The sequence below is a fragment of the Kribbella endophytica genome, assembly GCF_054781295.1.
On record NZ_BAAGUR010000001.1, the window covers coordinates 2,180,597 to 2,207,195 of the forward strand.

General features: G+C 70.3%; 13 protein-coding genes. 6 read left to right on the top strand and 7 right to left on the bottom strand.

Features of this window, described 5'->3' with window-relative positions; translation table 11 throughout:
* Window positions 1–5: 5 nt before the first annotated feature.
* Together ACYVIO_RS10390 and ACYVIO_RS10395 are read left to right on the top strand one after the other, a co-directional pair.
* Complete coding sequence (locus tag ACYVIO_RS10390) at window positions 6–13,661, top strand: WXG100-like domain-containing protein (RefSeq protein ID WP_460650459.1); 13,656 nt, start codon at window positions 6–8, stop codon at window positions 13,659–13,661.
* A 13-nt stretch (window positions 13,662–13,674) separates the two neighbouring features.
* Complete coding sequence (locus ACYVIO_RS10395) at window positions 13,675–14,178, top strand: hypothetical protein (protein WP_460650460.1); 504 nt, start codon at window positions 13,675–13,677, stop codon at window positions 14,176–14,178.
* Here ACYVIO_RS10395 and ACYVIO_RS10400 read toward each other — a convergent pair.
* On the bottom strand, window positions 14,160–16,205 hold the full coding sequence (locus ACYVIO_RS10400) for a penicillin acylase family protein (RefSeq protein ID WP_460650461.1): 2,046 nt from the start codon (window positions 16,203–16,205) through the stop codon (window positions 14,160–14,162). The two genes, ACYVIO_RS10395 and ACYVIO_RS10400, sit on opposite strands and share 19 nt — an antisense overlap.
* A 66-nt stretch (window positions 16,206–16,271) precedes the next feature.
* Here ACYVIO_RS10400 and ACYVIO_RS10405 point away from each other — a divergent pair, with 66 nt between their 5' ends.
* On the top strand, window positions 16,272–16,730 hold the full coding sequence (locus ACYVIO_RS10405) for a GNAT family N-acetyltransferase (RefSeq protein WP_460650462.1): 459 nt from the start codon (window positions 16,272–16,274) through the stop codon (window positions 16,728–16,730).
* On the opposite strand, the gene ACYVIO_RS10410 is transcribed toward ACYVIO_RS10405, so the two are convergent.
* Both ACYVIO_RS10410 and ACYVIO_RS10415 read right to left on the bottom strand, forming a co-directional pair.
* On the bottom strand, window positions 16,699–17,562 hold the full coding sequence (locus tag ACYVIO_RS10410) for a serine/threonine-protein kinase (RefSeq protein ID WP_460650463.1): 864 nt from the start codon (window positions 17,560–17,562) through the stop codon (window positions 16,699–16,701). The two genes, ACYVIO_RS10405 and ACYVIO_RS10410, sit on opposite strands and share 32 nt — an antisense overlap.
* Before the next feature lie 178 nt (window positions 17,563–17,740).
* On the bottom strand, window positions 17,741–19,420 hold the full coding sequence (locus ACYVIO_RS10415) for an ABC transporter ATP-binding protein (protein WP_460650464.1): 1,680 nt from the start codon (window positions 19,418–19,420) through the stop codon (window positions 17,741–17,743).
* Window positions 19,421–19,524: 104 nt separating this feature from the next.
* Here ACYVIO_RS10415 and ACYVIO_RS10420 point away from each other — a divergent pair, with 104 nt between their 5' ends.
* Genes ACYVIO_RS10420 through ACYVIO_RS10430 form a run of 3 tightly spaced genes read left to right on the top strand, consistent with a single transcriptional unit; the run spans window position 19,525 to window position 21,930 of the window.
* A complete protein-coding gene (locus ACYVIO_RS10420; RefSeq protein WP_460650465.1) occupies window positions 19,525–20,853 on the top strand; it encodes a sensor histidine kinase in 1,329 nt (442 codons plus the stop codon).
* On the top strand, window positions 20,850–21,479 hold the full coding sequence (locus ACYVIO_RS10425; protein WP_460650466.1) for a response regulator: 630 nt from the start codon (window positions 20,850–20,852) through the stop codon (window positions 21,477–21,479). The genes ACYVIO_RS10420 and ACYVIO_RS10425 overlap by 4 nt, the downstream gene beginning before the upstream one ends.
* A gap of 49 nt (window positions 21,480–21,528) precedes the next feature.
* Window positions 21,529–21,930 (top strand): hypothetical protein, encoded by a 402-nt coding sequence (locus ACYVIO_RS10430; protein WP_460650467.1) that lies wholly within the window; start codon window positions 21,529–21,531, stop codon window positions 21,928–21,930.
* Here ACYVIO_RS10430 and arfA read toward each other — a convergent pair.
* The 4 genes from arfA to ACYVIO_RS10450 are packed head-to-tail and all read right to left on the bottom strand — an operon-like array spanning window position 21,916 to window position 26,543.
* Complete coding sequence (gene arfA / locus ACYVIO_RS10435; protein ID WP_460650468.1) at window positions 21,916–23,415, bottom strand: arabinosylfuranosidase ArfA; 1,500 nt, start codon at window positions 23,413–23,415, stop codon at window positions 21,916–21,918. The genes ACYVIO_RS10430 and arfA overlap by 15 nt on opposite strands.
* Before the next feature lie 30 nt (window positions 23,416–23,445).
* Entirely contained in the window at window positions 23,446–24,270 is an 825-nt protein-coding gene (locus tag ACYVIO_RS10440) for a carbohydrate ABC transporter permease (RefSeq protein ID WP_460650469.1), read from the bottom strand.
* A complete protein-coding gene (locus ACYVIO_RS10445) occupies window positions 24,270–25,208 on the bottom strand; it encodes a carbohydrate ABC transporter permease (RefSeq protein WP_460650470.1) in 939 nt (312 codons plus the stop codon). The genes ACYVIO_RS10440 and ACYVIO_RS10445 overlap by 1 nt, the downstream gene beginning before the upstream one ends.
* A 12-nt stretch (window positions 25,209–25,220) precedes the next feature.
* Window positions 25,221–26,543, bottom strand: a complete 1,323-nt coding sequence (locus tag ACYVIO_RS10450) for an extracellular solute-binding protein (RefSeq protein ID WP_460650471.1) — start codon at window positions 26,541–26,543, stop codon at window positions 25,221–25,223.
* Between the last annotated feature and the right edge of the window lie 56 nt (window positions 26,544–26,599).

Sequence of the window (26,599 nt, forward strand, 5' to 3'; positions counted from 1 at the left end):
TGACCGTGCCCGGCGCGATCCCGGAACCGACCACCGAGCTGTGGCTGTGGTTGCGGACCTACCTGGACGAGAACATCTGGCCGTCGACCGACGAGGCCGTCGTACTGCAACTGGCCAACGACTGGGGCTCGGCTGCCAAGGCGATGGAGGAGATGATTGCCGCCGCGGCCGCGGCCAACAACGAGCTGCCCGGCGTCTGGCCGGACTCGGCCGGGACGATCTACCAGCGCAACGTCGCCAGGACGCTGGACGACTACCAGACCATGGTCCAGGTCTACCGCGACATGGAGAAGCTGTGCCGCGACTTCGCCGGCCAGATCGCCGCGCTGCGGAACTCGATCATCGCCGAACTGGTCGTGAACGCGGCCCTGTTCGCCGCGTTGGCGATGTTCCCCGGCGCCGGGCTGCTGATGGGCCGGTTCGCCAGCCAGTTGGCGCTGCGGTTGATGGGCTACAGCCGCGCGGCGGTCGCGGCGATGGAGGCGCCGGCCGCGGTGGTCCCGCACGCACTCAAGTTCGCCGGCGAGCTCCTGGCCGAAGGGGTCGAGGAGATCGGGATCGACTTCTACGCACAGACGAGGAGCATCGCGGGCGGCTACCAGAACGGCTACAACATCAAGCAGATGCTGATCAGCGGCGGCGCCGGCGTGCTGGGCGCGGGCCTTGCGCCGGTCCTGAAACCACTCGGGCAGGCGGCCTCGATTCCGGCGGCCCGGTTGACCAACCGCCTGGGCGCACCGCCCGGAATGACCCGCACCGTCCAACAGATGACCAGCGCGTTCGTGGTCAACGGCATCACGTCGCCAGTCGCCGGTACGACGGTCCAGTCGCTCGCCGACGGTCGCCTCCCCACGCTGAGCGACTACGGCCACGCCATCGTCAACCAGGCACCACTGGCCGGAGCTCTAGCCTCCCAACGAATCGCCGCCCTCAACGGTGGTGTCGCCACCGGGAACTTCCTGCGCGGCAACGGGTTCACGCTGCCGCAGATGCCCGGCGGAGGCCACCCGCCGATCCCGGCGGCGGTCGGCGGCGGCCCGGGCGGCGCAGAGGTCGCGCCGGGCGGAACCGCCTCGGGCGGCCATCCCTCCAGCACCTCGAACCAGCCAGGCCCCGACCAGCCGGCTGCACAGAACCCAGGTGCCAACCAGCAAAACACTGGTAGCCCTGGGCAACAATCCTCCTCCGAGGTCGGCCAGAACACCGGAACTCAGGGCTCTACGTCCGGCCCTGCACCACAAGGCGCAACCAGCACCCCACCCGTCGGCGCTTCGGCCGGTAGCCAAGGCGCCCCCTCCCAAGCGCAGGCCTCCGGACCTGCCCAAGCACCGCCCGGCGGACAGGCCAGCTCCGCATCACATACGGCAGCCGGCCCTCAGAACCCAGCGGCTACCCAGAACGCGGCCGGTCCCCAAAACCAGGCGGGCACTCAGAACGCAGCCAGTCCCCAAAACCCAGCGGGGACGCAGAACGCGGCTGGTCCCCAAAACCCAGCCGGTACCCAGAACCCAGCGGGTGCGCAGAACCCAGCGGGTGCCCAGAACCCAGCGGGCACCCAGAACGCGGCCAGCTCTCAGAACCCTGCGGCCACTCAGAACGCCGCCGGCGCCCAGAACGCCGCCGGCACCCAAAACCCGTCGGGCGCCCAGAATGCGGCGGGGGCCCAGAACACGGCGAGTGCCCAGAACTCCGCCGGCAATCAGACTTCCTCGGGGAACCAGTCGGGCAGCTCCCAGAACTCTGCTTCACAGCAAGGCGCCCGTGCCCACCGAGCGGACTCCGACCAGAACGCTACGGACCTCTCCGATCCCGAGGGCACTGCCGCGGACCAGAACGCCGACTCGCAGCCCGCCACCAACAACACCCCTGACACTGTCGACGGGTCGCAGGACCCGGCCGGAGCCCCCACGCAGGACGGCCCGCAGGCACCGGCCGACCCGCCGGCGCACCCGGAAGGTCCGCAGGAACCGGTCGATCCACTCGGGCAGGACGGTCCGCTGGGGCCGGTCGATCCACCCGCGCAGCCGGGCAACGAGTCGATCGGCGACGGCAACCCCTGGTTCGATTCGTCGGTCCCGTTCGGCCCAGCCGACCCGAACGCGCCCGCGGCGACGTCCCAGCCGGCGTGGACAACCTGGCAGTCCTACGGCCCCAATCAGGCGCGCTGGCGGTACGACGCCAACGGCACGCCGCGGATGGTGCAGGCGAAGCTGGAGCGTGCCTACGACGGCTCCGGCCGGAACGCGGACGACGCGGCGGCCCGCCGCGAGGCCCGCGGGCGTGGCGTACGCGGAGACCAGGGCGGGCACGCCCTGGCCTGGCGGTTCTTCAAGCAGGTCATGCCAGGCAACTATTTCCCGCAGGTCGGCAACCTCAACACCGGCGCGTTCAAGAAGGTCGAGAACGAGATCGCGGCCTGGCTCGACGCCGGCCGCCACGTCGAGGTCACCGTGATCTTCCCGCCCGGCCAGGTGCGCCCGGACAGCGTCACGATCACCTACATCGTGACCGACCCGACCACGGGCCGCACGGTCTGGACCGGCGGCCGCAGCTTCGTCAACGCCCGCGGCGAGAAGTTCGCCCGCTACTCCACTCCGCAGATCAACGTCTTCGCTCCCGGCACCGACAACCTCTTCCACCGCCCCGACGACGACGATCAAGGCGGCGTCCCGACCACTCCCGCCAGCCCCGTTCCGCCCCTCACAACCCCCGACACCGCACCCACCCCAGAAAGCACGCCGCACGCCCCGACTAGTCCGTCGACCACAACCGCACCCACCCCAACCGCGCCGGGTACGCCGACCACCCTGACGCTCCCGGGTGAGACGACCACCCCGACGCCCCCGGCTGCCTCGACCACCCCGACGCCCCCGACTGCCTCGACCACCCCGACGCCCCCAGTTGCGCCGACCACCCCGACGCCCCCGGCTGCGCCGACCACCCCGACGCCCCCGGGTGAGACGACCACCTCGACGCCCCCGGGTGCCTCGACCACCCCGACGCCCCCAGTTGCGCCGACCACCCCGACGCCCCCGGCTGCGCCGACCACCCCGACGCCCCCGGCTGCGCCGACCACCCCGACGCCCCCGGGTGAGACGACCACCTCGACGCCCCCGGGTGCCTCGACCACCCCGACGCCCCCGGGTGCCTCGACCACCCCGACGCCCCCGGGTGAGACGACCACCTCGACGCCCCCGGGTGCCTCGACCACCCCGACGCCCCCGGGTGCCTCGACCACCCCGACGCCCCCGGCTGCGCCGACCACCTCGACGCCCCCGGGTGAGACGACCACCCCCGGCGCGCCGACGACTCCCGAAACCCACCTCGCCCCGGAGGTTCCAGCAGTTCCGGACCTCCAGGCTCCCGCCCCGGCAGACCCGGCGACCCCGCCGACCCCGGCAGACCTGGCGACCCCAGCGACAGCGGCGGACCCGGCGACCCCGGCCGACCCGGCGGCCCCGGCCGACCCCGCGGCCCCGGCCGACCCGGAGTCCTCGGGTGCGGAGCCTGGTCCGGCCGCCCCGGCCGATCCCGCCGGGTCGAGCAATCAGGTCGCCAACCCGGCGTACAGGCTGGAGCGGTTCCTCCCGGGGTGGGTGCTGGTCAGCCATCACTCCAGCGTGTTGCTTGATGCCCTCAGCAACGACCCTCGGCAGCTGGCGGTCGAGCTTGCTTCCGTCCAGCACGAGGGCAACGGCGTCTACCTGATCCAGACCAATACCGGACAGACTTTCCGGCTCGTCAAACGCGTCGGCCCTCTCCAGCTGGGGATCCAGCTCGAGTACTCCGTCCGGGTCGACGGCACCCCCACCGTCGACCTACAACTCTCCGACCGACTCACCCCGCACGAGGTGGCGCCCCTGCTCGCGCGGGTACTGGCCGAGTCGGCGGCGATCGTGCGTGGCGAAACCGACGGCCCCGCAGTGTTCCGCCCCGACAGCACTCCGCACATCGACGCGGTCCAGCAGATAGCAGACATCGGCGATCGCACCGAGCTCCGTCAGTACGGCCTGGACGAGCACCACGCCCAGCAGCAGGCCGACCAACTCCGCCGTACGCTCCTCCAAGCCGAGATCCGCAAACTCGCGCTCTCCATGGGGGTGGTCGACGGCCAGCCCAACGCCGACCTACTGCGCACCCTGCTCACCCAGGACGAACGCGCCGTCCTCGACCGCGTGGCCGACCGCGGCGAGGTGCTCGGCGACGATCGCGTGAGCCGCGGCGGCTACGTCGCCAAGGCGGTGCTGAGCTCGGGCTGGTCGTCGATCGTCATCGGTACGGCGGCGGCCGTGTTCACCGGCAACCCACTGGTCGGCCTCGGCATCGCGGTTCCGACGATGGTGAACGCCCTCGTCGGCTCGATGTCCGAGCGCTACCTCGACGCCCAGAAGCAGCCCGGCAAGAAGCCGGCGTACACCGAGGAGCGCGCGCAGCGCGACTTCGACTACCCAGGCCTGCACGGATTGCTCGACGGACCGGAGCAGTCCCGCCCGCCGCTAACTCGGATGCCAAGGGCAACCAAGTGGAGCAACTACCTCGTACGCCACACGACGCCGACCCTCGCGACGGCCGCCGTCGCCGGCGCGCTGACCCTGTTCGGCGTACCGGCGCTGTCAACCGCCCTCGTCATCGCCTCCTCGGCACTCGCCAAGTCCCTCGCCGAGCGCCTGGTCGACGTGAAGAAGCTCGACTTCCGCCTCCGCCGAGTCGACGCGACCGAACGAATCAGACTGTCCGACCCGGCCCTGTACTCGAACCAGCTGATCATCGAGCTGACCGAACTCCAGACCCGCCTCAACCGCGTACTGGCAGCCCTCGCGTTCCGATCGGGCATCGACCCGACCACCGATCCGGCGGTTTCCCTGCCGACCACCGACCCAGTCGTCTCCTCGTCGACCACTGACCCGGCTGCCTCCCCAACGACCACCGACCCGGCTGCGTCCCCGCCCACCACCGATCCGGCTGCCTCTTCGCCGACCGATCCGGTCGCCTCACCGCCCGCCGGCGTCACGCCCGTCCAGCCGCCCATCCCCGGCGCTCCGCCGTTCCGGATCACGTTGGCCGTACAGCTGATCGACAACGTCTCCGCCGCGGCTCGTCGCGTCTTCGTCGGCGGCCAGCAGGCGGTGGACGTCGACCCGACCGAGTTGGCGCGGCACGTCAGCGCGCAGGTCGAGGGGCTGCTGAACGCGATCGGGCCCGGGCTGTTCGGGTCGGTGGCCGGTGCGATGGGGGACAAGTACTTCATCAACCGCGAGGAGGCCGCCAACGACGCCCGCAAGCAGTGGGCGCGCGACGAGCAGGAGGCCGCGCAGGCCGAGGCACTCGCCGAGATCATCACGCCCCGTCTGGCCGAGCTGAGGCAGCTGACCGGACAGCTGGAGGAACTGGTCGGCGCTCCGCCAGACCTGGCGGCCCGCGCCGCCGACCGCAGCCTGCCTGCACCGACCGCCCCGCCTGTAGCGCCGCGGCCGTCCGGCCAGTCGTCGTTCACCGCGTACGCCGTCCAGGTGGCCGCCGCGGCGCTCGGCGGCGCGGTCAGCGCGATCGGGCTCGACCTGATCTTCGACCTGCCCGACCTCGGCGTCGTACTGACTGTTGCCGGTGCGGCCGGAGCGATGATCGGTACGCCGGTCGCGCGCTACCTGTTCCGCCGGACCGAGATCGACCTCCAGGCCCAGCTGGAGAAGGTGCTGGCCAAGCAGGCCGTCGACCGGGTCGGCCTGCTGGAGCAGCGGGCGGTGAGCCGCTACCTGGTCGAGCAGTTGGCGAGCCGAGCGGAGGAGATCACCGGCCGTGCGCGCCCTGTGCTGGTGCCCGGTGTCGTCGACGGGACTGAGTCCCACAACACGGACCTCGTCCGCTCCGCGCTCCGACGGGCGGAGCTGGACAATGTGCCGCCCGGTCGGCCGGAGAGCCCGTTCGATCACGACGCCAGGGCCGAGCGAATCGGCTTGCTGCAAACGATCGACAGCCTGTCCGCCGCAATCGACCGACTCCAGGCCCTCGGTCGCGGCGGTGGTCCGCTGGCCGACCTCAAGGCGAACCTCGCGCACGCGATCGGCCTGTACGAACAAGTTGCCGACAGCAATGGAGTACGGCGCGAGTTCCCGGATCTCGGCGCGGTGGACCCGCAGGCAGGCCGGCGGGTGGTGGGTGGCCCGACCGCCCAGGCCCGCGCCGCCGTCGAGCAGGCAATCCGCCGCCTGGTCGCCGAACCCACCGGCAAGCCGCTCCTGGCCGAACGCCTGCTCGCCCTAGAGCACCTGGCGTCCGCCGCAAACGCCGTCGACCACCACACCCTCCACGGCACGCCCGAGTCCCAAGCACTGGTCCAGACCCAGTTCGAAGAGGCCCTGGAGGAAGCCAACCGCCTGTGGAAGGTGGCAGGCAGTCCGCAGGGCCTGATCCTCCCCGCACTGAGCGTCGCCCCCAACGAGCCAACCGGCCGGCACCACGCCGCCGAACCAACCGGACGCCACCCCGCCGCCGAGCCAACCGAACTCCATGACGTGGACGAGTCGACCGGACGACACCATGTGGATGAATCGACCGGTCGCCACCACGTGGACGAGTCGGCTGGGCACGACGTGGATGAGTCGACCGGGCAGCACCACGCCGACGAGCCAACCGGGCAGCACCACGCGGACGAGTCGCCCCGGGGCCATCACGCGGACGGGTTGACCGGCCGGCACCATGAGCATCAGCCGACCGGACGCCACCATGCGGATGAGTCGGTTAGGCGGCACGACCTAGGTGAGTCGACTGGGCGGCATCACGCCGACGAGTCGACCGGGCGGCACCATGCGGACGAGTCGACCGGACGCCACCACGCCAAGGAGCAGGCGACCGAGTACGTCGGCCGGCATCGCCCCGAGGAGATTGCTGCTCCGGCACCCGACCGCTCGGACCTCGACGTCCGCACCGACCTGCCCGGTGGTCGCCACCGCGCACCGGAGCCCGCCGCGCCGGAGGCGACCAAGCAGCCTCAGCAGACCGAGCAGACCGAGCCCACTGAGCAGACCGAGCCTGCTGAGCAGACCGGGCAGACCCAGCCCACCGGGCAGACCGGGCAGACCGCGCTGACCCGGCCGACCGTGCCGACCGTACCGGCCGAGCAGGCCCTGCCGACCGAGCAGATCGAGCAGGCCCGGCCGACCGAGCGCGCTGAGCAAACCCCGCAGATCGGGCAGACCGCGCAGGCCGTGCAGGGCGAGCAGGCCGTGCAGGGCGAGCAGACCGTGCAGGGCGAGCACGCCGAGCTGGCCGGGCCGGTCGAGCAGCCTGAGCAAACCCCGCAGGCAGAGCAGCGCGGGCCTGCCGAGCAGGCCGGGCCTGCCGCCGACGTACCGGCGCAGCTCCCGCCAGGTGCGATCCCGCTGGAGGGCGGTGGGCACTACCAGGCGACGCTGCCCACCACTGCGCCGTCCTCGGACAACCCGCTCGATGTCGCGGCCGTACGTCGCGCCGCCGAGCGGATCGCCGCCCGCGCAGCCCGCCTCGCCGGCCGGCCGACGAGCACCGGGCCAGCGACACCCGAGCAGGCGCCTGCCGCGTCGGCGGCCACCGAGCAGACGACGCCTGAGCAGGCGAGTAGGGGGCCGGCGGCCACCAGTCGTGCTGCTACCGAGCAGGCGACGCCTGAGCTGGCGAGCTCTGGGCCGGCGACCTCCCAGCAGGCGGCACCCGAGCAGGTGGGCACGGGGTCGGCGACCACCAGTCCGGCGGCGGCCGAGCCGGCGACCCCTGGGCAGGCGACTGCTGAGCAGAGTGGGGACGGTCCTGCTGGGGCGGGGCGGACGGTGCATGCGCCGGAGGTTGGTGGTACTCGGTTTGTTGCTGAGGGGAGTAGCCAGGCGAGCTCGGGCTCGCTTGGTGAGGCGGTTCGGGCTGCTTTGGCGGCGAGCGAGGGTGACTTTGGTGGTCTGATCGTTGGGCGGCCGGGGCAGGCTGCCGAAGGGGTTGTCGTTGTTCAGACTGGCGATGGGCCGCAGTACTTCAGGGTGAGCCGTGCTGCGGTGCCTGCTGGACGGGTTGCTGCGACGACTGTGCGCGAGGGGACGGTGGGTCGGCCTCATCTCGTGCGGATCGCACCGACGCTGGCTGCTGATCAGTTGACTCGGGCGTGGGTGCACGAGATCAGCCATACGCTGCAGGAGAAGGCTGCTCCGCGCAGTCGGTTGCGGCGGCTGCTTCGGCGGCCTTCGGCGCACACTGTCGATCTCTGTGTGGCGGCGCAGTTCAACGAGTTCCGGCTGTTGAGTCGGCAGCTCTCCGAGGCGCGGACGGACGCCGAGATCGCCGCGTTGCGCCGGGACATCGAGGGCCTGGTTGAGGCGATCAGGCCGCGGCATACGCCGCCGCAGCTTCCGTGGATCGCTGGGCCGTTGCAGCAGGCCAGCACGACGGACGCCTTCGTTGCCGACGTCGCGGACCAGGTGAACGACCTTCAGCGGCAGCTGGACGAGCTGGATCGCCGGATCGCCGCCAAGACCGAGGCAGCCGACCGGGCAGCTGAGTCTGCCCAGCAGGCCGAGCAGACCGCGGCCGAAGCGCTGCAGGCTGCGGACTCGGGCCGGTTCGCGCGAGCGCACCAGGCCGGCAAGGAGGCGGCCAAGCACGCCGAGGTCAGCGCGTGGCACCAGAAGGTCGCCGCGGCGTACGAGGAAGCACGTCACCAGCTCAAGGCCGTTGCCGAGGGCTACCGTTCCCTACTAGCAGACACAGCGTTGACCACCGAGCAGCACGCATCCGCCGCGTCCATGACGGCGGAGCAGCGGGCCAACCAAGCGGCTGACCTGGTCAACAAGCTCACGGCGTACGAGCAGAGCCTCGCCGCAGTAGCACCGCCGCTGATCGCCCTCTCGAGTCTCATGCCGACCGACTGGCTGCCGCATCTGTCCGCGCTGACCAACCAGGCGAACGCCGTCCTCGCAGCCAACCGCGTCGACCACCGGTTCACCCCCGGCAGCCTCCAGCATCGGCTCAACGCGGAGTTCGGGCAAGCGGTCACCACCGACGGCGCGACTCTGCGGGTCGGTCACGCGCGCCCGATTGAGCTGCGGTTTCGGTTGAGTGTGTCCGACCTGATCGAGGTGCTCGACCCGTCCACGCGTGCGTCGGAGACCATGCTCGGGCTTCTGCCGCAGCCGTCGCGCAGGTTCGGGATCACGCAGAACGGCAAGGTCGGAGCAAGCGGCGCCTTCGGATTGAGCATGCTGACGCAGCTGTTCGGCGAGCACTCGTGGGTGAACGCCATCGGCCAGCTAGTAGCGGTCAAGGGCGAGCAGAGCTCCGGCTGGGGGCGCTCGGTCACCTCCAACGGCGCCCAGTACGGCCAGGACGGTGCTGTCGAGGACAACCGAGGCGAGTCCCTCCTATACGCCGGCCAGGCGAGCTGGCAAGTCCAGGCCCGACGCCCCGGCGAGCCCGACCGTCTCCTCGCCGACGTCACTGTCGACCGCGGTCAGGGCAAGGACGTCAATCGGCTGCGCGCGTGGGCCTCGCACGCCTACACCGTGCTCGCTCCGACGAAAACATTCACCAACGGCACAGCACCGTCCGGCCGCCTGCCCAACCACACCCTGACTTCGCTGGACGGCCTGCAGAGCCTCACTGACCAGGTGTTGTCCGAGTACGGCGACCAGCTGAGTCGCTTCGGCGACCAAGCCTCGCTCCTGCGCGAGCAGATCCAGTCGGCGATCACCAACGACCTCCCGTCCAGGCTGGCCGAGAGCACCGAGCAGTCGCTCATCCGCCCGCTGCAGGCCGATGGCCGCCCGGTCGGCCACCTAGAGGTCAGGACCGAGGCCCGCTACGAGCAGGTCGAACTGGTTGGCGACACCAGTACGGCGCACTGGCAGGAGCGCGTCCGCGTCGGCTTCAGCAACGCCAGCGGCCAGCAGAACTTTTCCGCGAGCACCACCCTCAACGCAACAGTCGGGTACGGCGGGCAGGCGCTGACCGACCTCGGCGACACCAGCATCGACCTCGGGCCGTCCGCCACCGGTGGCCGGTCGCTCAACCGGTCGGAGTCGCAGAGCGGTGGCGGCGTCGGCATCCACGTCGGCGTACAGCGCTACACCGGGCCGACGCAGGGCTACCGGATGGTGTTCGAGCACAAGGTGACTCTGGTCCTGGACGGTGAGTCGCAGGGCACGGTCACCGGTGACACCGAGGCCCTCGTCCGGCTGCACACCAACGACGCCTACCGGCACGGTCTGCCGGTCGCGGAGAGCGCGTTCGTCCACGACGAGAGCGGCAACCGGATGCTCGAGAACGGCGTGCCTGTACTGCGGGGAGACCCGCGGACCGGCGTCAACGTCCCCGGACGTCGGCTGGAGCTGCCGAACTGGCTAGCAGGCGGTACAGGTCGCCTCACCGGTGCAGGCCCCGGGCTGGCTCAGCAGGTGACCGGCGGAGAGCAGGCGCTCGCTGACCTGACCGAACCACTGACCGAGCGCGGGTACCTGCCGCCGCTCGACGACCAGGGCAACCCGGACCTCGCCAGGATGACCACCGACCCGCTGCTGCGCCAAGGACAGCTGCTCAACCTGACCGAGCTGCGCACCCAACTGTCGATCAATAGGCTCGAAGCCGGCTACGACATCGCCGTCCAGAGCGGCATCCTGGTGACGCTGACCAAGCCGGTCACCGGCCACGCGGCCGAGACCCTCACTCTGCGGATCAACCTCCGTACCGGCCCGCCGTCCGCGGTCGGAGTCACCAACGACGAAGCGATGGTGACGCTCAACATCGGCTCCGACTCCGCAAGCCGGACCGACGGTTGGTCGAAGTCCCTGCCCTGGAGGGCGTCCCCGCTCGGACTGACCCAGGACGGACCAGGCGGCGCGACCGCGTCGTCGGGCGTGTCGTACGGCCGCCAGGCGCTCGGCCGGGTGATGGGCTGGTTCACCGGCGGCACGGTCAACCAGGTCACGTTGGTCGAGAGCCGCTCGCCGGTCGCCGCCTTCGAGGTACCGCATCGACTCGAGGTGACCGAGCTCGGCGCCGAGCCCGTCGTACTGCACCGCGGTACGCCGGGAACGTCGGCGCGAATTCTGGTCGACACCGACCTGCTGCCCTCCACCGAGGTCACCCCCACTCAGGTAAGCGACGGGCCGGTCAGTGACCAGGTGCTCGACCGGGCGACGCTGGTTGCCCTGGACACCCATGAGCTGGATCGGCTGGTCCAGGAGCTAGGCGGCAAGGACCCGACCGCCCGGCACCACCTGGCGGCGTTCCTCGACCCGCGGCACCTGCTGGCCCATCCGGAGTGGGCCCGTACGACGTACCGCACGGACGCGCTGGTCCGAGGCGCCGGGCCGGTGTCCACCCGGGGCAGCCTGGCGGTGCACGGGCGGATCGGTGACGTGGTCCTGCTCGGTACGAGTGATGCGGTGGTCGGGGACATCAACCTCGCCCTCACCAGCCATGGCCTGTCGGCCGGCCGGAGTACGGGCGGCTCGACGTCGGCCAGCGTCGGTGCGAACGGCGACGGCCGGGGCGGGAAGCTGTCGGGGGAATACGGGACGAACACCTCGGCCTCGCGTACGGACCAGACCATCGCCGGCGTCGAGCGGCTGACGATCGAGGTCGGGCGGCACTACCTGTTCGCAGGGACCGCCGGCCTGGCGGTGACCGCCAACGGCAAGCCGGCCGCGGCTGACGCGACTGTGGTCTTCCAGGTCGCCGAGCGGGACGTCCTGCGCTTCCACCTGGACGGCGAGCTGACCCTGCCGCTGGCGCAGGTCGCGGACGCCGTCGAGCGGTACCTGAACGGCAGTCTGGAGCTGGACCGCCGCCTCGCCACTGGGCTGGTGCGGCAGTACCGGGCCGCGCTGGCCACTGCCGAGGCCGCAGGCGTTCAGGTCCCGCCGGTGTCGGCTTCGCACACGGCACGAGCCCTGCTGGAGAAGCTGGAACCGCAGCGGGGCAGGCCGACCCCGCGGAGCAAGTCCGCGCAGCTGGACCTCGTACTGGAGCAGGCCGAGCGCGTCGACGCGACCAGGACGGTCGAGATTCCCCAGCACTACAAGGAGAACCTGGGATCGAGCCTGGTCGAGCAGGCCTCGGTCACCGAGCAGGGGGACCAGGTAGCGCTGTTCGACAAGGTCCGGGCGCTCGTGAGCGAGCAGCTGGGCATCGCACCGGACAGCGATCCGCTGCTGGCCGAAGCGCTCGCCGCCGACTTCGTCGGCAAGCGCTGGTGGGGCCGGCTGGAGGACATGCTCGGCCCGGACGGCTTCGCCCGCACCTACCCGGTCGGACAGCCGGGCCAGTTCGGCGCGCAGCAGGTCGGCCTGCGGATCCGGGCCGAGTTCACCGACGAGGCGGTCTCGCTAGGGACCACCCAGAAGACGATCAGCATCGTCCAGCGCTACCTGTACGACGAACGCACAGCCAGCGCGACCAGCGGCCGGTCACTCGGTGCGGGCGTCGACGGCAGTCTGCAGGAGGGCCGGACAGGTTCTGCGGGCACTGACCGGACCGGCTCCACCGCAGTCGCTGTCGGGGAGCAGACCACCCGGCTGGAGCGGATCGCGACGTTCGACGGGCAGCACCGGGTCCGGCGCGGCCTGAAGTTCACCGTCGAGGTCGCGCCCGGGGCCACCGCGACTCCGGCGCGGAACCGCGTCGGCCGCGCCCTGTCGCGGAGCGAGTCGCCGCTGACTCCGCTTGCACCGGTGACGCTCAACGGTGAGGTGGTGCAGCTCATCCCGCTGCGGATGCTGCCGGAGACCGACAGTCCAGCGCTGCCGCGTCGTACCGACGACCAGCCGAACGGGTCGCTGAACGAGCGGGGAGTACCGGACGCGTACTTCGTGGAAGATGCCAAGAGCAACGAGTTGTCCGAGCTGGTCCTGCAGGAGCTGACCAAGCTGCTCGGCCAGGCCGGCATGCGCGTGCACCGGCCCGAGCTCGCGGTGATGCTCTCGACGGCGACGCTGAACGCGTCGTTCAGCCGGATGGCGCAGCAGGACGGGTTCGCCGTACTGCGGTTGCCGCTGCCCGGCTACGCGTCGCAGTCGGTCGAGGTCCGGGTCGGTGCGACGGTGGTGGGTGCGCAGCTGATCGGCGGCCCGGTCGACAGCGTCGAGATCGGTGAGGTAAACCGCAGCCAGCACACGGTGACCCACACCGTGACTTCCGGCCGGTCGCTCCCGGTGGACGGCGGCGCGAACCTGGAGGACGCGGGCAGCGGGGCGACGGGTGGGGTGACGGCGGGCGACCAGCTGGCCGACCAGACCAACGACGGCCGCGGCGTACGGCGTGAGCGCAGCCGGTTCGAGAAGGGGCGCGTGGTCACCGCCCGAGTCGAGGTCGAGTACGACGTACACCTGGTCAAGCAGGACCTGCGGCGCAGCGGGGAGGTCCGGGCTGTCCGGGAGACCGAGGTGGAGCAGACACCGCGGGGTGTCGCCTATCTGACGATGTTCGAGTCCGACTACCAGCAGCTGGAGCAGTTCCTGGCCGACGGCGGTCCGGTGGCCGAGGAGACTGTCAGCTACGCGGACTTCGAGGCGAGGCTGCGGGGAGAGACGGCGCCGCTGTACCGGGTGACCAACCTCGTCACCGACCTGGACGACGACGATGACGACGACGAGGATGACCGGTTCAGGTCATCGATCGTGCGCGCGGCCGCTCAGAATCCACACTGACAAGGTGTCGACCATGGTGCAGCCGCCTGCCCGTACGCGGGACGAGGCCTACGTGTACCTCGACCTGACACCGTGTCCCACCTGCGGGTCGGTCGAGACCGAGTGGCGGCACGCGCTGGCGCAGGTGGACGGCGAACTCGTCGCGGCGTACGACGGCACCTGCCAGGGCTGCTCCGCCGAGCGGGAGTACCTGTTCCAGCTGCCGGAGCGCGAGCAGGCCGGTGGCTTCGGCGGCCGGGAGCCGTCGGTGTTGCTCGATCCGGGACAGTGGCTGGAGTTGGCGGACCAGCTGATGGCGGCTGTACCCGCCGACGACCCTGACGCGGACGGAGAGATCGCGGCCTTCGCGACTGCCGCACTGGCCGAGGTGCTCAAGTTCATCCCGGCCGGCGCCGACAGCGTCCCGACATCAAGCTTCTGGTCGACCACCGGCAAGCAGAAGTACGACAACCAACCAGGCCGCTTCCGCCGCGACCGGCTGCAGGTCGTGCTCGACACCTACTCCGGCGTCAGCTGATCCCAGTCCGTCACGATCGGCGCCAGCTCACCCCTCAGCCACAGCGGCAGCTGATCGTGATGGTGCTCGTCGCCCAGGACGCCGGAAGCCCCCAGCGGCACGCTCCACCCGCTCTTCGTGCGGTCCCCGAGGTCCCACGCGTACCGCGCAGCCGAGGCCCGTACGGTCAGGTCGGTCGTCCCCGGCACACTCGACGTGGACCACACGCAGTGGTGGTCGCCGGACAGCGCGAGCTCGATCGGCTCCTCGTCGCGGGTGAACAGCGGCCCGCGGATCACCTGCACCGGCGACAATTGGTGGGTATCACCCCACGATCCACGCGGCGTCCTCGCGGCGACCTCTTCCAGCGAGTCCCGGAGCAGTGCGGCGAAGTCGATCTTCAGGTCGCTGGCGAGCAGGTTCTCCAGCGCGAACGACACGTGCGTCAGCAGATCGAGGTACGGCAGGAACATCTCGGTGGCGTCGACGTCGTCCAGCGCGGCAATCGTCGGGTGCGCGGTGATCCGGCGGCTCAGCGCTTTCCGGATCGCGGCGTAGCTGGAAGCCGTCGTACTGGACGCGTCCATCCGGCGGTCCCACTGCAGCAAGCGATCCCGCAGCGCGACAGCCTTGGGCGACAGGTCGGCCAGCTCGTGCAGCGGGTCGATGATGCTGCCGGCTGATCCCAGCCAGGTATCGGTGTGGATGGTCGGCATGTCCTCGACCGTCCACCCGTCCCGCGCGGTCAGCAGCTCACGGATCCGCCGATACCGGTGCGGCGCGGCGAACTCGATCCCGAGCGGCGCGGCCAGGTCCCGAGCGTTGGCCATCGCGACCACGCCGTCGACCGGTAAACGAGGCATCGGATCGATCCACCCGTCCCACTCGTGCTTGCGCTCCCACGCCGGTACGACGCGCAGCAGGTTCTCCGGATCCCGCTGCGGCACGATCCCGGCCGTCCGGTGCAGCAGTCCACCCGCGGTGTCCGCCGCGAGCACGACGTTGACCGGCTCGATCCACCTGTCCAATGCCTCGTCGACAGCCCTCACATCCGTTGCCTCAAGCAACAGAGGAAGCACCTCGAACCCGAGCCGCCCAGTGACCCGCGGCGGGTACCGCAGGCTGACACTTCGTGGGAAGTCCGGCCCGCCGATCACCACCGGACCCCGCGCCGTCTCGATCACCTCGACCGCGATGGCGTCCCGCCCGGCGATCTCCACCGACTCGGTGTGCACCACGGCGGGTTCCCAGCCATCCGGCCCGAGCGCTTCGACACCGTCCGCCGTACGCCGGAGTTGTTCTTCGTACAGGTCCTGGTAGTCGGCCGCCGCGTTGGTGATCGCCCAGGCGACGTCGCCGGTGTGGCCGAAATGCGCGATCCCCGGGATGCCCGGAACGGCCAGACCCACCACGTCGTACGCCGGACAAGCCAGCCGGATCTGCTGGTAGACGCCCGGGCTCTCGACGTACCGGTGCGGGTCGCCCGCGATCAGCGCCGTACCGGTCGCTGTCAGAGCGCCCGGGATCATCCAGCCGTTGCTGCCTGAGGTGTGAGGGCCCTCGGAGGTGAATACCTGCATCGCGTCGTCGCCGAGGTGCAACGCGACCTGCTCACGCCACAGCTTGGACGGGAACCCGGCGAACAGGATGTGCACAGCCATCCAGATCCCGAGCGGTGTCCACGGCTCCCACTCCTGCAGGGTCAGCCCGGTCTTGGCGAACTCCGGAGCGCGCGCGGCGCCGGCCGGAAGTCCCTCGTTGACGCCGGCGACGTACGCCTCGATCCACGCGCGGGTGTCGTCGTCGAGCGCCCGGAAGCAGCGTTCGGCGGTGTCGGCCAGGCGGGCCTGGCGGGCGAAGATGTCCCAGGCAACGGCGTCCGGACCGAGGAAGGCGGCGGTGGTCCCGAGCGTCTTGCGGCGCTGCGTCTCGATCTGCCAGGCGCGGTCGGTGGCGACGTTCCGCCCCTGCAGCCGGACCAGCGACAGCGGATCGTCAGCGCGCAGGTGTGGCACTCCCCAGCTGTCCCGGTAGACCTTCACACGCATCCCTTCTAGCAGACCGGCCACGACGTTGGCGGCGCGCCTGACACGTTATCGGGTTAGCGTGGAGTGGTGATCCGTCCGATCGACCCGGCCGACGCCGGGGTAGCGCCACGCCTGCTCGAAGTCCAGCACCGCGCGTACGCCGTCGAGGCCGCCCTGATCGGCTTCGACGGGATCCCGCCGCTGCAGGAGGACCTGGCCGGCCTGATGACGTCGACCGAGCACTGGCTCGGCTGCTTCGCCGACGACATCCTGGTCGCCGCCGTCGCCTACGAGTTCCCCGATCCCGAGACCGTCGACATCACCCGCCTGGTGGTCGACCCCGCCCACACCCGCAAGGGCCATGCGAGCGCCCTGCTCGACGCCCTCGACGACCTGGAGCCCCGCGGCCTGTCCCTGGTCTCCACCGGTACGGCGAACGCCCCGGCGGTCAAGCTGTACCTGGGCCGCGGCTACCACGAGTCCGAGCAGGTAGAGGTCGGCCCAGGCATCAGCATCACCCGGTTCCGCCGGGAGCGGGTGCTCTGACCGCACCGGCGTAGCGGTCGAGCCAGGCAGGCCAGGGGCGGAGGCCACCGGCGGCTGCGGCCAGTGCGGTGAGCACTGCCTCTGGCGTGCCACGGTCTGCTGGGTCCGGCGAGAGCAGCTGGCGGATTACGGTGCTGACCTCACTGTCCGGCAGATCAGCCCAGTCGTCAGGGCCCTTGCCAGTAAGGGATTCAGCCAGCGTTGCACCGAGGCCGTAGAGGTCCATGGGTTCGGCAACCGGCTGACAGGTCTCCTGCTCAGGTGCTGCGTAGCCAAGCGTCCCGACCGGGTGTCCGGCCGGTTGCAGTGAGCCCAGCCGTCGGGCCGAGCCGAAGTCGATCAGGACCGGTCGGCTGTCCCGCAGTACGACGTTCTCCGGCTTCAGGTCCAGGTGGGCTATGCCCCGCCGGTGCAGCGACAGGACCGCTGGCAGCAGCTGTGCACCGAGCAGAGCGGTCTCGGCTGGGCTGAGCGGGCCCTGCTCGTCCAGCTCGTCTGCCAGCGACGGTCCGTCGACGTACTCGAGCAGGACGTGCGGCACTGCGTCGCCGGTCCCGTCGGCGAGCAAGCGAGGCAGTGCGGGATGCTGATTGCCTGCCAGCGCTGCCGTCTCGCGCTGGAGGGTCTTCACAGCGCGGGGGTGCCTGATCTGGTGCGGCCTGGCCAGCTTGAGCACAGCCGGAGCCCACAGCACCGGCGACCAGACCAGCCAGGTCTCGCAGCGGTGTCCCACGCCGAGCCGTTCGACGGCCAGGGTCCCACCGGGCAACTCGCAGCCTTCGGCGGACTGCCAGACCGGCTGCTGGTCTTCGGCGTCGACTGCTTGCGTCATCGGAAGCTCCTGTCAGAGCGGTGGGTCGAACGGGCGGGCCCGCCGACCGTCTGAGCGGCGGTCGGCGGGCCTGGTGATCAGCTGCGCGAGCGGCTGCGGGACCGGCTGCGGCTGCGCGAGCGGCTGCGGGACCGGCTACGGCCGTGGTGCATGGTCGGCTTGATGCGGAGCATGGTGTTCACCTCCTTCCGCTGTCGTGAAGTACGCGAGTGGGCAGGGTGACGACCCGGTCGGCGATCGCCGCGAGGTCGTGGTCATGGGTGACGAGCAGGACCGTACGGTCGGCCGTTGTCGTCCGAATCGCCTCGATCACCGTCCGGGCCGAGGCCTGGTCGAGGGACGCGGTCGGTTCGTCCAGCAGTACGACGGGAGCCGTCGAGACCGCGGCCCGAGCCAGGGCGACCCGGCGACGCTGACCACCGGAGAGCCGCACGCCGCCTTCACCGAGCGGAGTGTCGTAGCCGTCCGGCAGGCGGCCGGCGAACTCGTCCACCAGCGCAGCCCGACCGGCCAGCAGGACACCGGCACGGGTCGCCTCCGAGTTGCCGAAGGCAATGTTCTCGGCAACGGTCGCGTCCAGCAGCCACGGGTCCTGCGGCACGAACGCGAACCGCTCGTGCAGGCTGCGCTGGGTGCAGTCGCGCAGGTCCACGCCATCGATCAGGATGCGGCCGGCGTCCACGTCGTACAGGCGAAGCAGCAGGTGCAGCAGCGTGCTCTTGCCGATGCCACTCGGCCCGAGCAGGCAGACCGTCTCACCAGCGGCAACCGTTAGGTCAAAATCATGCAATACGGGATGGGCCGTCTCGTAGCCAAACCCAACCTGCTCGAACCGCACGCCCTGCCTGATCGCCGGAGCCGGGCGTGCATTGGCCCGGTCGATGACAGCCTCGTCGCACTCCAGCACGTCCCGCACCCGAGTCGCACTGGCCCCCGCCTTGGCCAGTACGGCGGACAGCCGCGTCAGCCCACGCACAGGGGAGTACAGGTCCCGCAGATAAGCCAGTACGACGAGCAGCTGCCCAGTGGTGAGCAGTCCGGCCAGCACATGCTGCCCGCCGACGATCAGCACCAACGCCGTACCGACAGCAAGCACGATGTCCGCGACAGGAGTCCACCGGGCATCCACGTCGATCGCCCGGAGCTCCACCCCCAGTACGGCGCGGTTGCGCGTACTGAAGACCGCAGCTGCTCGATCCGCTCGCCCGAAAGCCTGTACGGCGCGCACGTTGCGCAGCAGGTCGGTCGTAGTCCCAGCCAGCCGCCCGGACTCCGTCCTGGCGTCCTGCTGAGCCGTTCTGATCAGCCGGCGCTGCCGCACAGCCAGTACGGCGAGCACCGGCACCACAGCCAGGCCGATCAAGGCCAGTCCCGGGTCGAAGGCGAACAGCAGCCCCAGTACGGCGGTCAGCATCACCGCGTCCGGCAGGAACGAAGTGGACACCGCGACCACGCCGTCCAGCACCCGGCCGACGTCGGTGGTCAGCCGCGAGACCAGCTCGCCGCTCCGCATCCGGTCGTGCCAGCGCAGGGACCTGGTCATGGTCTGCTGGAACATCGTTGCCCGCAGCCCTGCTCCGATCCGCTCGGCGGCCCCTTCGACGGTCCGCAGGCTGGCCATGTCCAGCAGGCCGATCGCCGCGCTGAGAACAACCGTCGCTACGGCAGCGGAGACCAGCACGGTCAGCGGGTTGTCCGGCGTACCGGACAGGGCGTGGTCGACCGCAAGGGCGAGCGGCCACGGGCGGAGCAGGACGACACCGACTCGCAGCACGACCAGACCGGCCGCTGCGGCGAGTGCAGGGAGCTGCACCCGGGCGGCAGGCCCGGCGACGGTGAGCGAGAGCGGTAGCTTCATGCCGACCACACTCGCCGCGCGCAGGTCGGCACGGGTAGTGGACCTTGGTACTAGGACTGTTGTCGGGCTGCCCGTCGGCGATGATCCGGTTCTACGATCCCCGCATGGTGAAACTGCGACGCTCGCGTGCGGACCGTGAACCGCTGTCCACGGTCGGACTGCTCGTCCGGTTCACCGCGGCCGGCCTGATCGTGCTGCTGTCCCTGGCGGCGCTGATCGCGTTCGTCGCGCGCCAGGCGGGGACCGAGCAGGCGGCGGAGTCGGCCCGGCAGGTCACCTACGTCACCGCGCGCGGAGTGGTCGAGCCGCGCCTGACCGCCGCGGTGATCGCCGGTCAGCCCGAGTCACTGCGGGCCTTCGACACCGCGATGCGCCAGTACGTGCTGCAGGCGTCGCTGGTCCGGGTGAAGCTGTGGGACGCCAGCGGGCGCGTCGTCTACTCCGACGAGCCGCGGTTGATCGGATCCCAGTTCCCGCTCGGCCCCGAGGAGGCCGAGGCGCTGCAGGTCCGCGGCAGCGTCGAGTCCGAGGTGAGCGACCTGAGCCGGCCGGAGAACCGGTTCGAGATCCCGTACCGCAAGTTGCTCGAGGTGTACGTCGGAGTGCGCGGCCCGAACGGCGAGCCGATGCTGTTCGAGGCGTACTTCCGCTACCAGGCGGTGACCGAGGCAGGGCAGGCCGCCTGGCAGCGGTTCGCCCCGCCGTCGCTGGGAGCGCTGTTGCTGCTGGAGCTGGTCCAGATTCCGTTCGCCTGGTCGCTGGCCCGGCGGGTGCAGCGGCAGCAGCGGGACCGGGAGAGGCTGCTCCGGCACGCGGTCGAGGCCTCTGACGCCGAGCGGCGGCGGATCGCTGGTGAGCTGCACGACGGTGTGGTCCAGGAGCTCACCGGGCTCAACTACGCGCTCGATGCGATGCGGCTAGGCAACCCCACCGAAGGGCAGCGGGCAGAGCTGATCGCCGACAGCGCGTCACGGCTCCGGGGGAGTATCGGGTCGCTGCGCTCGTTGCTGGTCGACATCTACCCGCCCAACCTGGCTGAGGAGGGCCTGGCTTCGGCGCTGGCCGAGCTGGCCGCCGGCCTGGAACGCGCGGGCATCGACGTACGGCTGGAGACGGAGGAGGCCGAGCACCTGCCGCCGGCTGTTGCGGCGCTGCTGTTCCGGGCGGCTCAGGAGGTGGTCCGGAACGTCGCCTCCCACAGCGGAGCGCGGGAGGTGCTGATCAGTGCCGGGCGGAGCGGCGGGGTCGCCACGCTGGTGATCGACGACGACGGGCGGGGCTTCGACGAGTCACGGCTGGAGGAGCGCAGTACCGGCGGGCACTTCGGACTCCGGTCGATCGGTGACCTGCTGGCCGAGTCAGGTGGCATGCTGACAGTCCGGGCCGCTCCCGGCCAGGGAACGCGCGTGGAGGTCGAGGTGCCAGTCGGATGATCCGGGTGCTGATTGCCGACGACCACGCGATCGTCCGGACCGGGCTGGCGCAGCTGCTGGGGACAGCGGACGACCTGGAGCTGGTCGGTCAGGCCGCTGACGGGTCGCAGGCGGTAGCAATGGCCGCCGAGCTGCAGCCGGACGTCGTACTGATGGATCTGTCGATGCCTGGTACCGACGGGATCTCTGCGACCGGGCAGATCGTCGCGGCGAACCCGGAGGCGCACGTGCTGGTGCTGACGTCGTTCAGCGACCAGGCGCGGATCCTGGACGCGCTGCAGGCCGGTGCCGAGGGCTACCTGCTCAAGCACAGCGAGCCGGAGGTGATCCTGGCCGGCATCCGCGAGGTGGTGGCGGGTGGGTCGCCGCTGGACCCGAAGGCGGCCCGGGTGCTGCTGACCAACCGGCGTGCGCCTGGTCCGGAGACCAAGCTGACCGGGCGGGAGCAGGAGGTGCTGCAGATGATCAGTGACGGGCTGCCGAACAAGTCGATCGCGCGCCGGATGGGCATCAGCGAGCGGACGGTCAAGGCGCACCTCACCAACATCTACCAGCGCCTGGGCGTCACCGACAGGACGCAGGCCGCGCTGTGGGCCCAGCGAAACGCTCAGCGCGGGGAGTACTAGTACCAAGGTCCGATAGCGCCCGGCGGCGGTGGTGGGTCACCATCGAGTCATGGAACAGAGCCCGGACACCCGACGCCGGCCCGTCGTACTGCAGACGGGCGGCACGGGCACGGAAACCGGCCGCCGCGGTCTCGGCCGGTACGCCGCCTGGGCGGGCACCGGCCTCCTCGGACTGGTCGCGGCCGCCGGTCTGGTGGCCGGCGGGACAGCGGTGTGGTCAGCCTTCGACCCCGGCACGACTGGTGAGTCGCCGGCGCCGCTCTGGTTCCCGCCGACGCTGGAGCCCAAGGCGGTCAGCACCACTCCGAAGCCCACCGTCGAGCCCAGCGACGACAAGGGCGGCCTCCGCACCCCGACCGCCACCGGGTCCACCACTGAACCCGGTGACGACAAGGGTGGTCTCCGCAAGAAGGACGACGACGACAAGTCAGGTCATTCAGGCAAGGGCTAGGGCGGTCCAGGAGATCGGCGGCAGGCTGATGGTCAGCTTCCCGTCCTCCAACCGCACCCCTTCGGCGTTGTGCGGAACGACCCGGTCCGGCTGAGCCGCCGAGTTCACCGCCAGGCGGTCGTCATCGGCCAGCGTCAGCGCCTCCTCGATCGTGGTCACACCGGTCCGGCTGACATCGACCGACACCTCGATCGTCTGGTCGAGCGACCGGTTGACCAGGAAGACCGCGAGCTTGCCGTCGTCGTACGTCGCGACCGCGTCGACCGCCTCGACCTCGCCGAACTTCTCGGTCGCGACCGTCGGCGACGTGGTCTTCACCTGCAGCACCTGACCGGCCGCCAGCCGCGAGGTGATCGCGAACGGGTGGAAGGTCGGCTGCCGCCAGGCCGGGCCGTCGGGCTCGGTCATGATCGGCGCGATCACGTTCGCCAGTTGCGCCAGGCAAGCGACCGCGACCCGGTCGCTGTGCCGCAGCAACGAGATCAGCAGGTTGCCGACGACAACGGCATCGGTGAGGTTGTACTCGTCCTCGATCCGCCGCGGCGCCACCTCCCACGCGTCGGGCGCACCGTCGGTCAGGCGCGAGCGGTCCTTGTACCAGACGTTCCACTCGTCGAACGAGATGTCGATCCGCCGCTTGCTCTTCAGCTCGGCGCCGACGTGGTCGGCACTCGCGACGACCGAGTCGATGAAGCGGTCCATGTCGACCGCCGAGGCCAGGAACGACGCCGGGTCGTCGTTGTCGTCGCCGTAGTACGCGTGGCACGAGATGTGGTCGACCAGGTCGTAGCACTCCCGCAGTACCTCGCGCTCCCACGTCCCGAACGTCGGCATGCCGGACCCCGAGGAGCCACAGGCAACGAGTTCGAGATCGGGCTCGACCATCCGCATCGCCCGCGCGGTCTCGGCCGCGACCCGCCCGTACTCGGTCGCCGTCTTGTGCCCGATCTGCCAGGGCCCGTCGAGCTCGTTGCCCAGGCACCACAGTTTGATCCCGTACGGCGACGCCGCACCGTGCTCGCCGCGCAGGTCCGACAGCGCCGTACCGCCCGGGTGGTTGGAGTACTCCTGCAGGTCGAGCGCTTCCTGGACGCCCCGCGTGCCCAGGTTGATCGCCATCATCGGCTCGACGCCGGCCTTCGCGCACCAGCGGACGAACTCGTCCAGGCCGAACTGGTTGGTCTCGATGCTGTGCCAGGCCAGCTCCAGCCGGCGCGGCCGGTCGGCCTGCGGGCCGACGCCGTCCTCCCAGCGGTAGCCGGAGACGAAGTTGCCGCCCGGGTAGCGGACCAGGGAGACACCAAGCTCCCGGGTCAGCTCCAGGACGTCCTTGCGGAAGCCGTCCTCGTCGGCGGTCGCGTGGCCGGGCTCGTAGATACCGGTGTAGACGCAGCGGCCCATGTGCTCGACGAACGTGCCGAACGTCCGGCGGTTGACCGGGGCCACGGTGAAGGAGGGATCGAGGATCAGTGAGGCAGAAGGCACGAGGGAATGCTCCTTGGAGGTTGGGATTGTTCAGCCCTTGATGCCGGCGTCGCCGACACCACGGACCACGTGTCGCTGGAAGAGCGCGTAGACGATCAGCAGCGGCAGTCCGCCGAGCACGGCCGAGGCCATGATCTGGGCGTAGCGCAGGCCGTACGAGCCCTGCACGTTGGCGAGTCCGACCGGGATCGTCATCATCGACGGGTCGGTGGTCACGATGAACGGCCAGAGGAAGTTGTTCCAGGCACCGATGAACGTGAAGATGCCGACGGCAACGAGAATCGGCCGCGACATCGGCACCATCACGCCCCAGACGATCCGCCAGCGGGTCGCGCCGTCCACCCGGGCGGCGTCCTCGTAGTCGCGGGAGACGCCGTCGAAGAACTTCTTCAGCACGAACACCATCACCGGCGCCACCACCTGTGGCAGCACCATGCCCCAGTAGGTGTCGACCAGCCGCAGGCTCGACATCTCCTGGAACAGCGGCACGATCAGCACCTGCGGCGGTACCAGGATCCCGGCGATCACCACGCCGAAGATCACCTTCCGGCCGGGGAACGTGGTCCGCGAGAACCCGTACGCCGCCAGTACGGACACCAGCAGGGTCAACACCGTCACCAGCACTGCGACGATCGTGCTGTTCACGAACCAGCGCAGGATCGAGCCCTGCTCGAGCACACTCTGGTACGCCGCGGACGTGGGTGCCGAGGGCAACCAGCTGATCGGCGTACGGGTGGTCTCCTGCTCGGGCTTGAGTGACGTGTCGAGGGCCCAGAGCAACGGAACCAGCCACAGTACGGCGAGCAGCGCGGCGCCGACCGCGATCGCGACCTTCGGGAAGCTGAGCCGGTTCATCACTGCGCCTCCTTCCGGCCGCCGAACAGCTTGAACTGGGCCACGGACACGATCACGATGATCGCGAAGAACAGGTACGACACCGCCGAGGCGTAGCCGATCCGGTAGCTGGTGAAGCCGCTCTCGTAGATGTACTGGATGATCGGCCGGGTCGCGTAGTTCGGGCCGCCGTCGGTCATCAGGTAGATCTGGTCGAAGATCTTCAGCGACGCGACCAGTTGCAGTACGACGATCAGCCCGGTGGTCCGGCCGAGCAGCGGCAGCGTGATCCGGAACAGCGTCTGCCGCCCGTTCGCGCCGTCGATCGAGGCCGCCTCGTAGACCTGCGCCGGAATGCCCTGCAGCGCGGCCAGGTAGAGCAGGAAGTTGAACCCGACGGTCCACCAGACCGTCGTGATCACCACCGCGAGCATCGCCCGGTTCTCCGCGTTCAGCCAGTCGATCTCGGCGAACCCGCCGGCCGTCAGCAGCCCGTTCACCAGGCCGAAGCCGGGCTGGTAGATCCACACCCAGATCAGCGTGATGACCGTGGCCGGCAGCACGAACGGCGCGAAGTACGCGAACCGCAGGAACCAGCCGAACACACCGCGCCGGTTGGCCAGCAGCGCCATCACCAGCGCGATCAGCACCAACGGCGGCGTACTCATCGCGGTGAAGACGAGGGTGTTCTTCAGCGAGTCCCAGACCGCCGGGTCGCCGAACAGCTCACGCCAGTTGGCCAGGCCGAGGAACTCCTGCTTCACCCCGGCCAGACTGGTGTTGAAGAAGCTGTTCCAGAGTCCGGCGAGCGTCGGCCAGAGCAGGAAGAACAGGAAGAAGATCCCGAACGGCGCGACGAAGAACAGGCCGCCCCAGCGCTCGGTCCAGGGCGGACCGTTGCGTGGCGGCTCAGCTGTGGAGCTCTTGGTACGAGGACGGGAGGGTGTCTGCACGGCCATGATGCGCTCCTGTCAGACCGGGGACGGAGTGTCGAGCAGCTTGCGCGTGGCGGCCTTGAACTGGTCGAGCGCCTGCTGCGGCGTCGTCCGGCCCGAGAACACCCCCGCGAAGGCGGCCCCCGCTTCGTTCTGCAGCTGCGCGCCCGAGCCGCTGAACCACGCGTCCGGGTCGAACAGCACGTCCGGCGCGACCGAGCGGTACTCGGCCTGCGGCTTCAGCTCCAGGTACTCCGGGCTCTTGACCACCGGCTGGTACGCCGGGATGTGGCCGCCGGCGGCCCAGTCGGCGCTGTTCTTCAGCATCCAGGCGATGTACTCGACCGTCGCGGCGGTGTCCTCGTCGCGCCGGGTCGCCTGGTGGGGCATCACGAAGGTGTGGGCGTCGCCGGCGAACTTCGGTACGTCGTACACGACCGGGAACGGCGCCATGCTGAACGGGAGTTTCGCGGTCTGGTACGTCGTGACCTCCCACTCGCCGTTGAAGCTCAGCCCGGCGTCGCCGTTGCTGAACTGCGCGACCAGTGCGGCGTAGTCGGACGACTTCGGGGTCAGGCCGTCGGCGGAGAGTTTCGCCATCAGCTGCAGGGCTTCCAGCGCCTTATGGTCGTCGAGGACGAACTCCCGGCCGGACTCGTCGAAGAACTCGCCTTCGAGCTGGCCGTACAGCGTCCACCAGATCCGCCACGGGTTGGTCGTCTCGACCGAGGCCGCGAACTTGCCGGTGACGTCCTTGACCGCCTTCAGCATCTCGAAGAACGCGTCGACGCCCTTGACCGGCTTGATCCGGCCGTCGGGGCCGAGCAGTCCGGCCTTCTTGCAGATCTCGGTGTTGTAGTAGAGGACGAACGGGTGCTGATCGAGCGGTACGGCGTACAGCTGACCGTCGACGTGGCACTTCTTCCAGGTCTCGGGCAGGAAGTCCTGCTCGGTGATCCCCGCCTGGGTGAGCAGGTCGACGGGGATCGGGTCGAGCATCGTGCTCGGGCTGAAGCCCTTCAGCCGGGACAGGTGAAGGGTCGCAACCTCGGGCGCGCGGCCGCCGGCGGCGGACATCGCGAGCTTGGTGTAGAACGGCGGTCCCCAGGCCAGCGTGTGCGCCTCGAACGCGATGTCCTTGTGCTCGGCAACGAACTTGTCGTGGATCTGGAGGAGGCGGGCGCCGTCGCCGCCGCCGAACAGGTTCCACTCGCGGACCCGGGCGTCACGGCCGAACGACCCGCAACCGGTGAGGGCGGCGGCGCCGGCGATCCCGAGGGCGCCGGCCAGGAGATGGCGCCTGGAGACCCCCGCTCGCGCGGAGGGTGGGGCGGACTGGAGTGGTTCGTGGGATGGCATCTTCGTGTCCTCCCGTGGGCGGTGGGGCACGCTTCTACACCGATGTAATACATCGG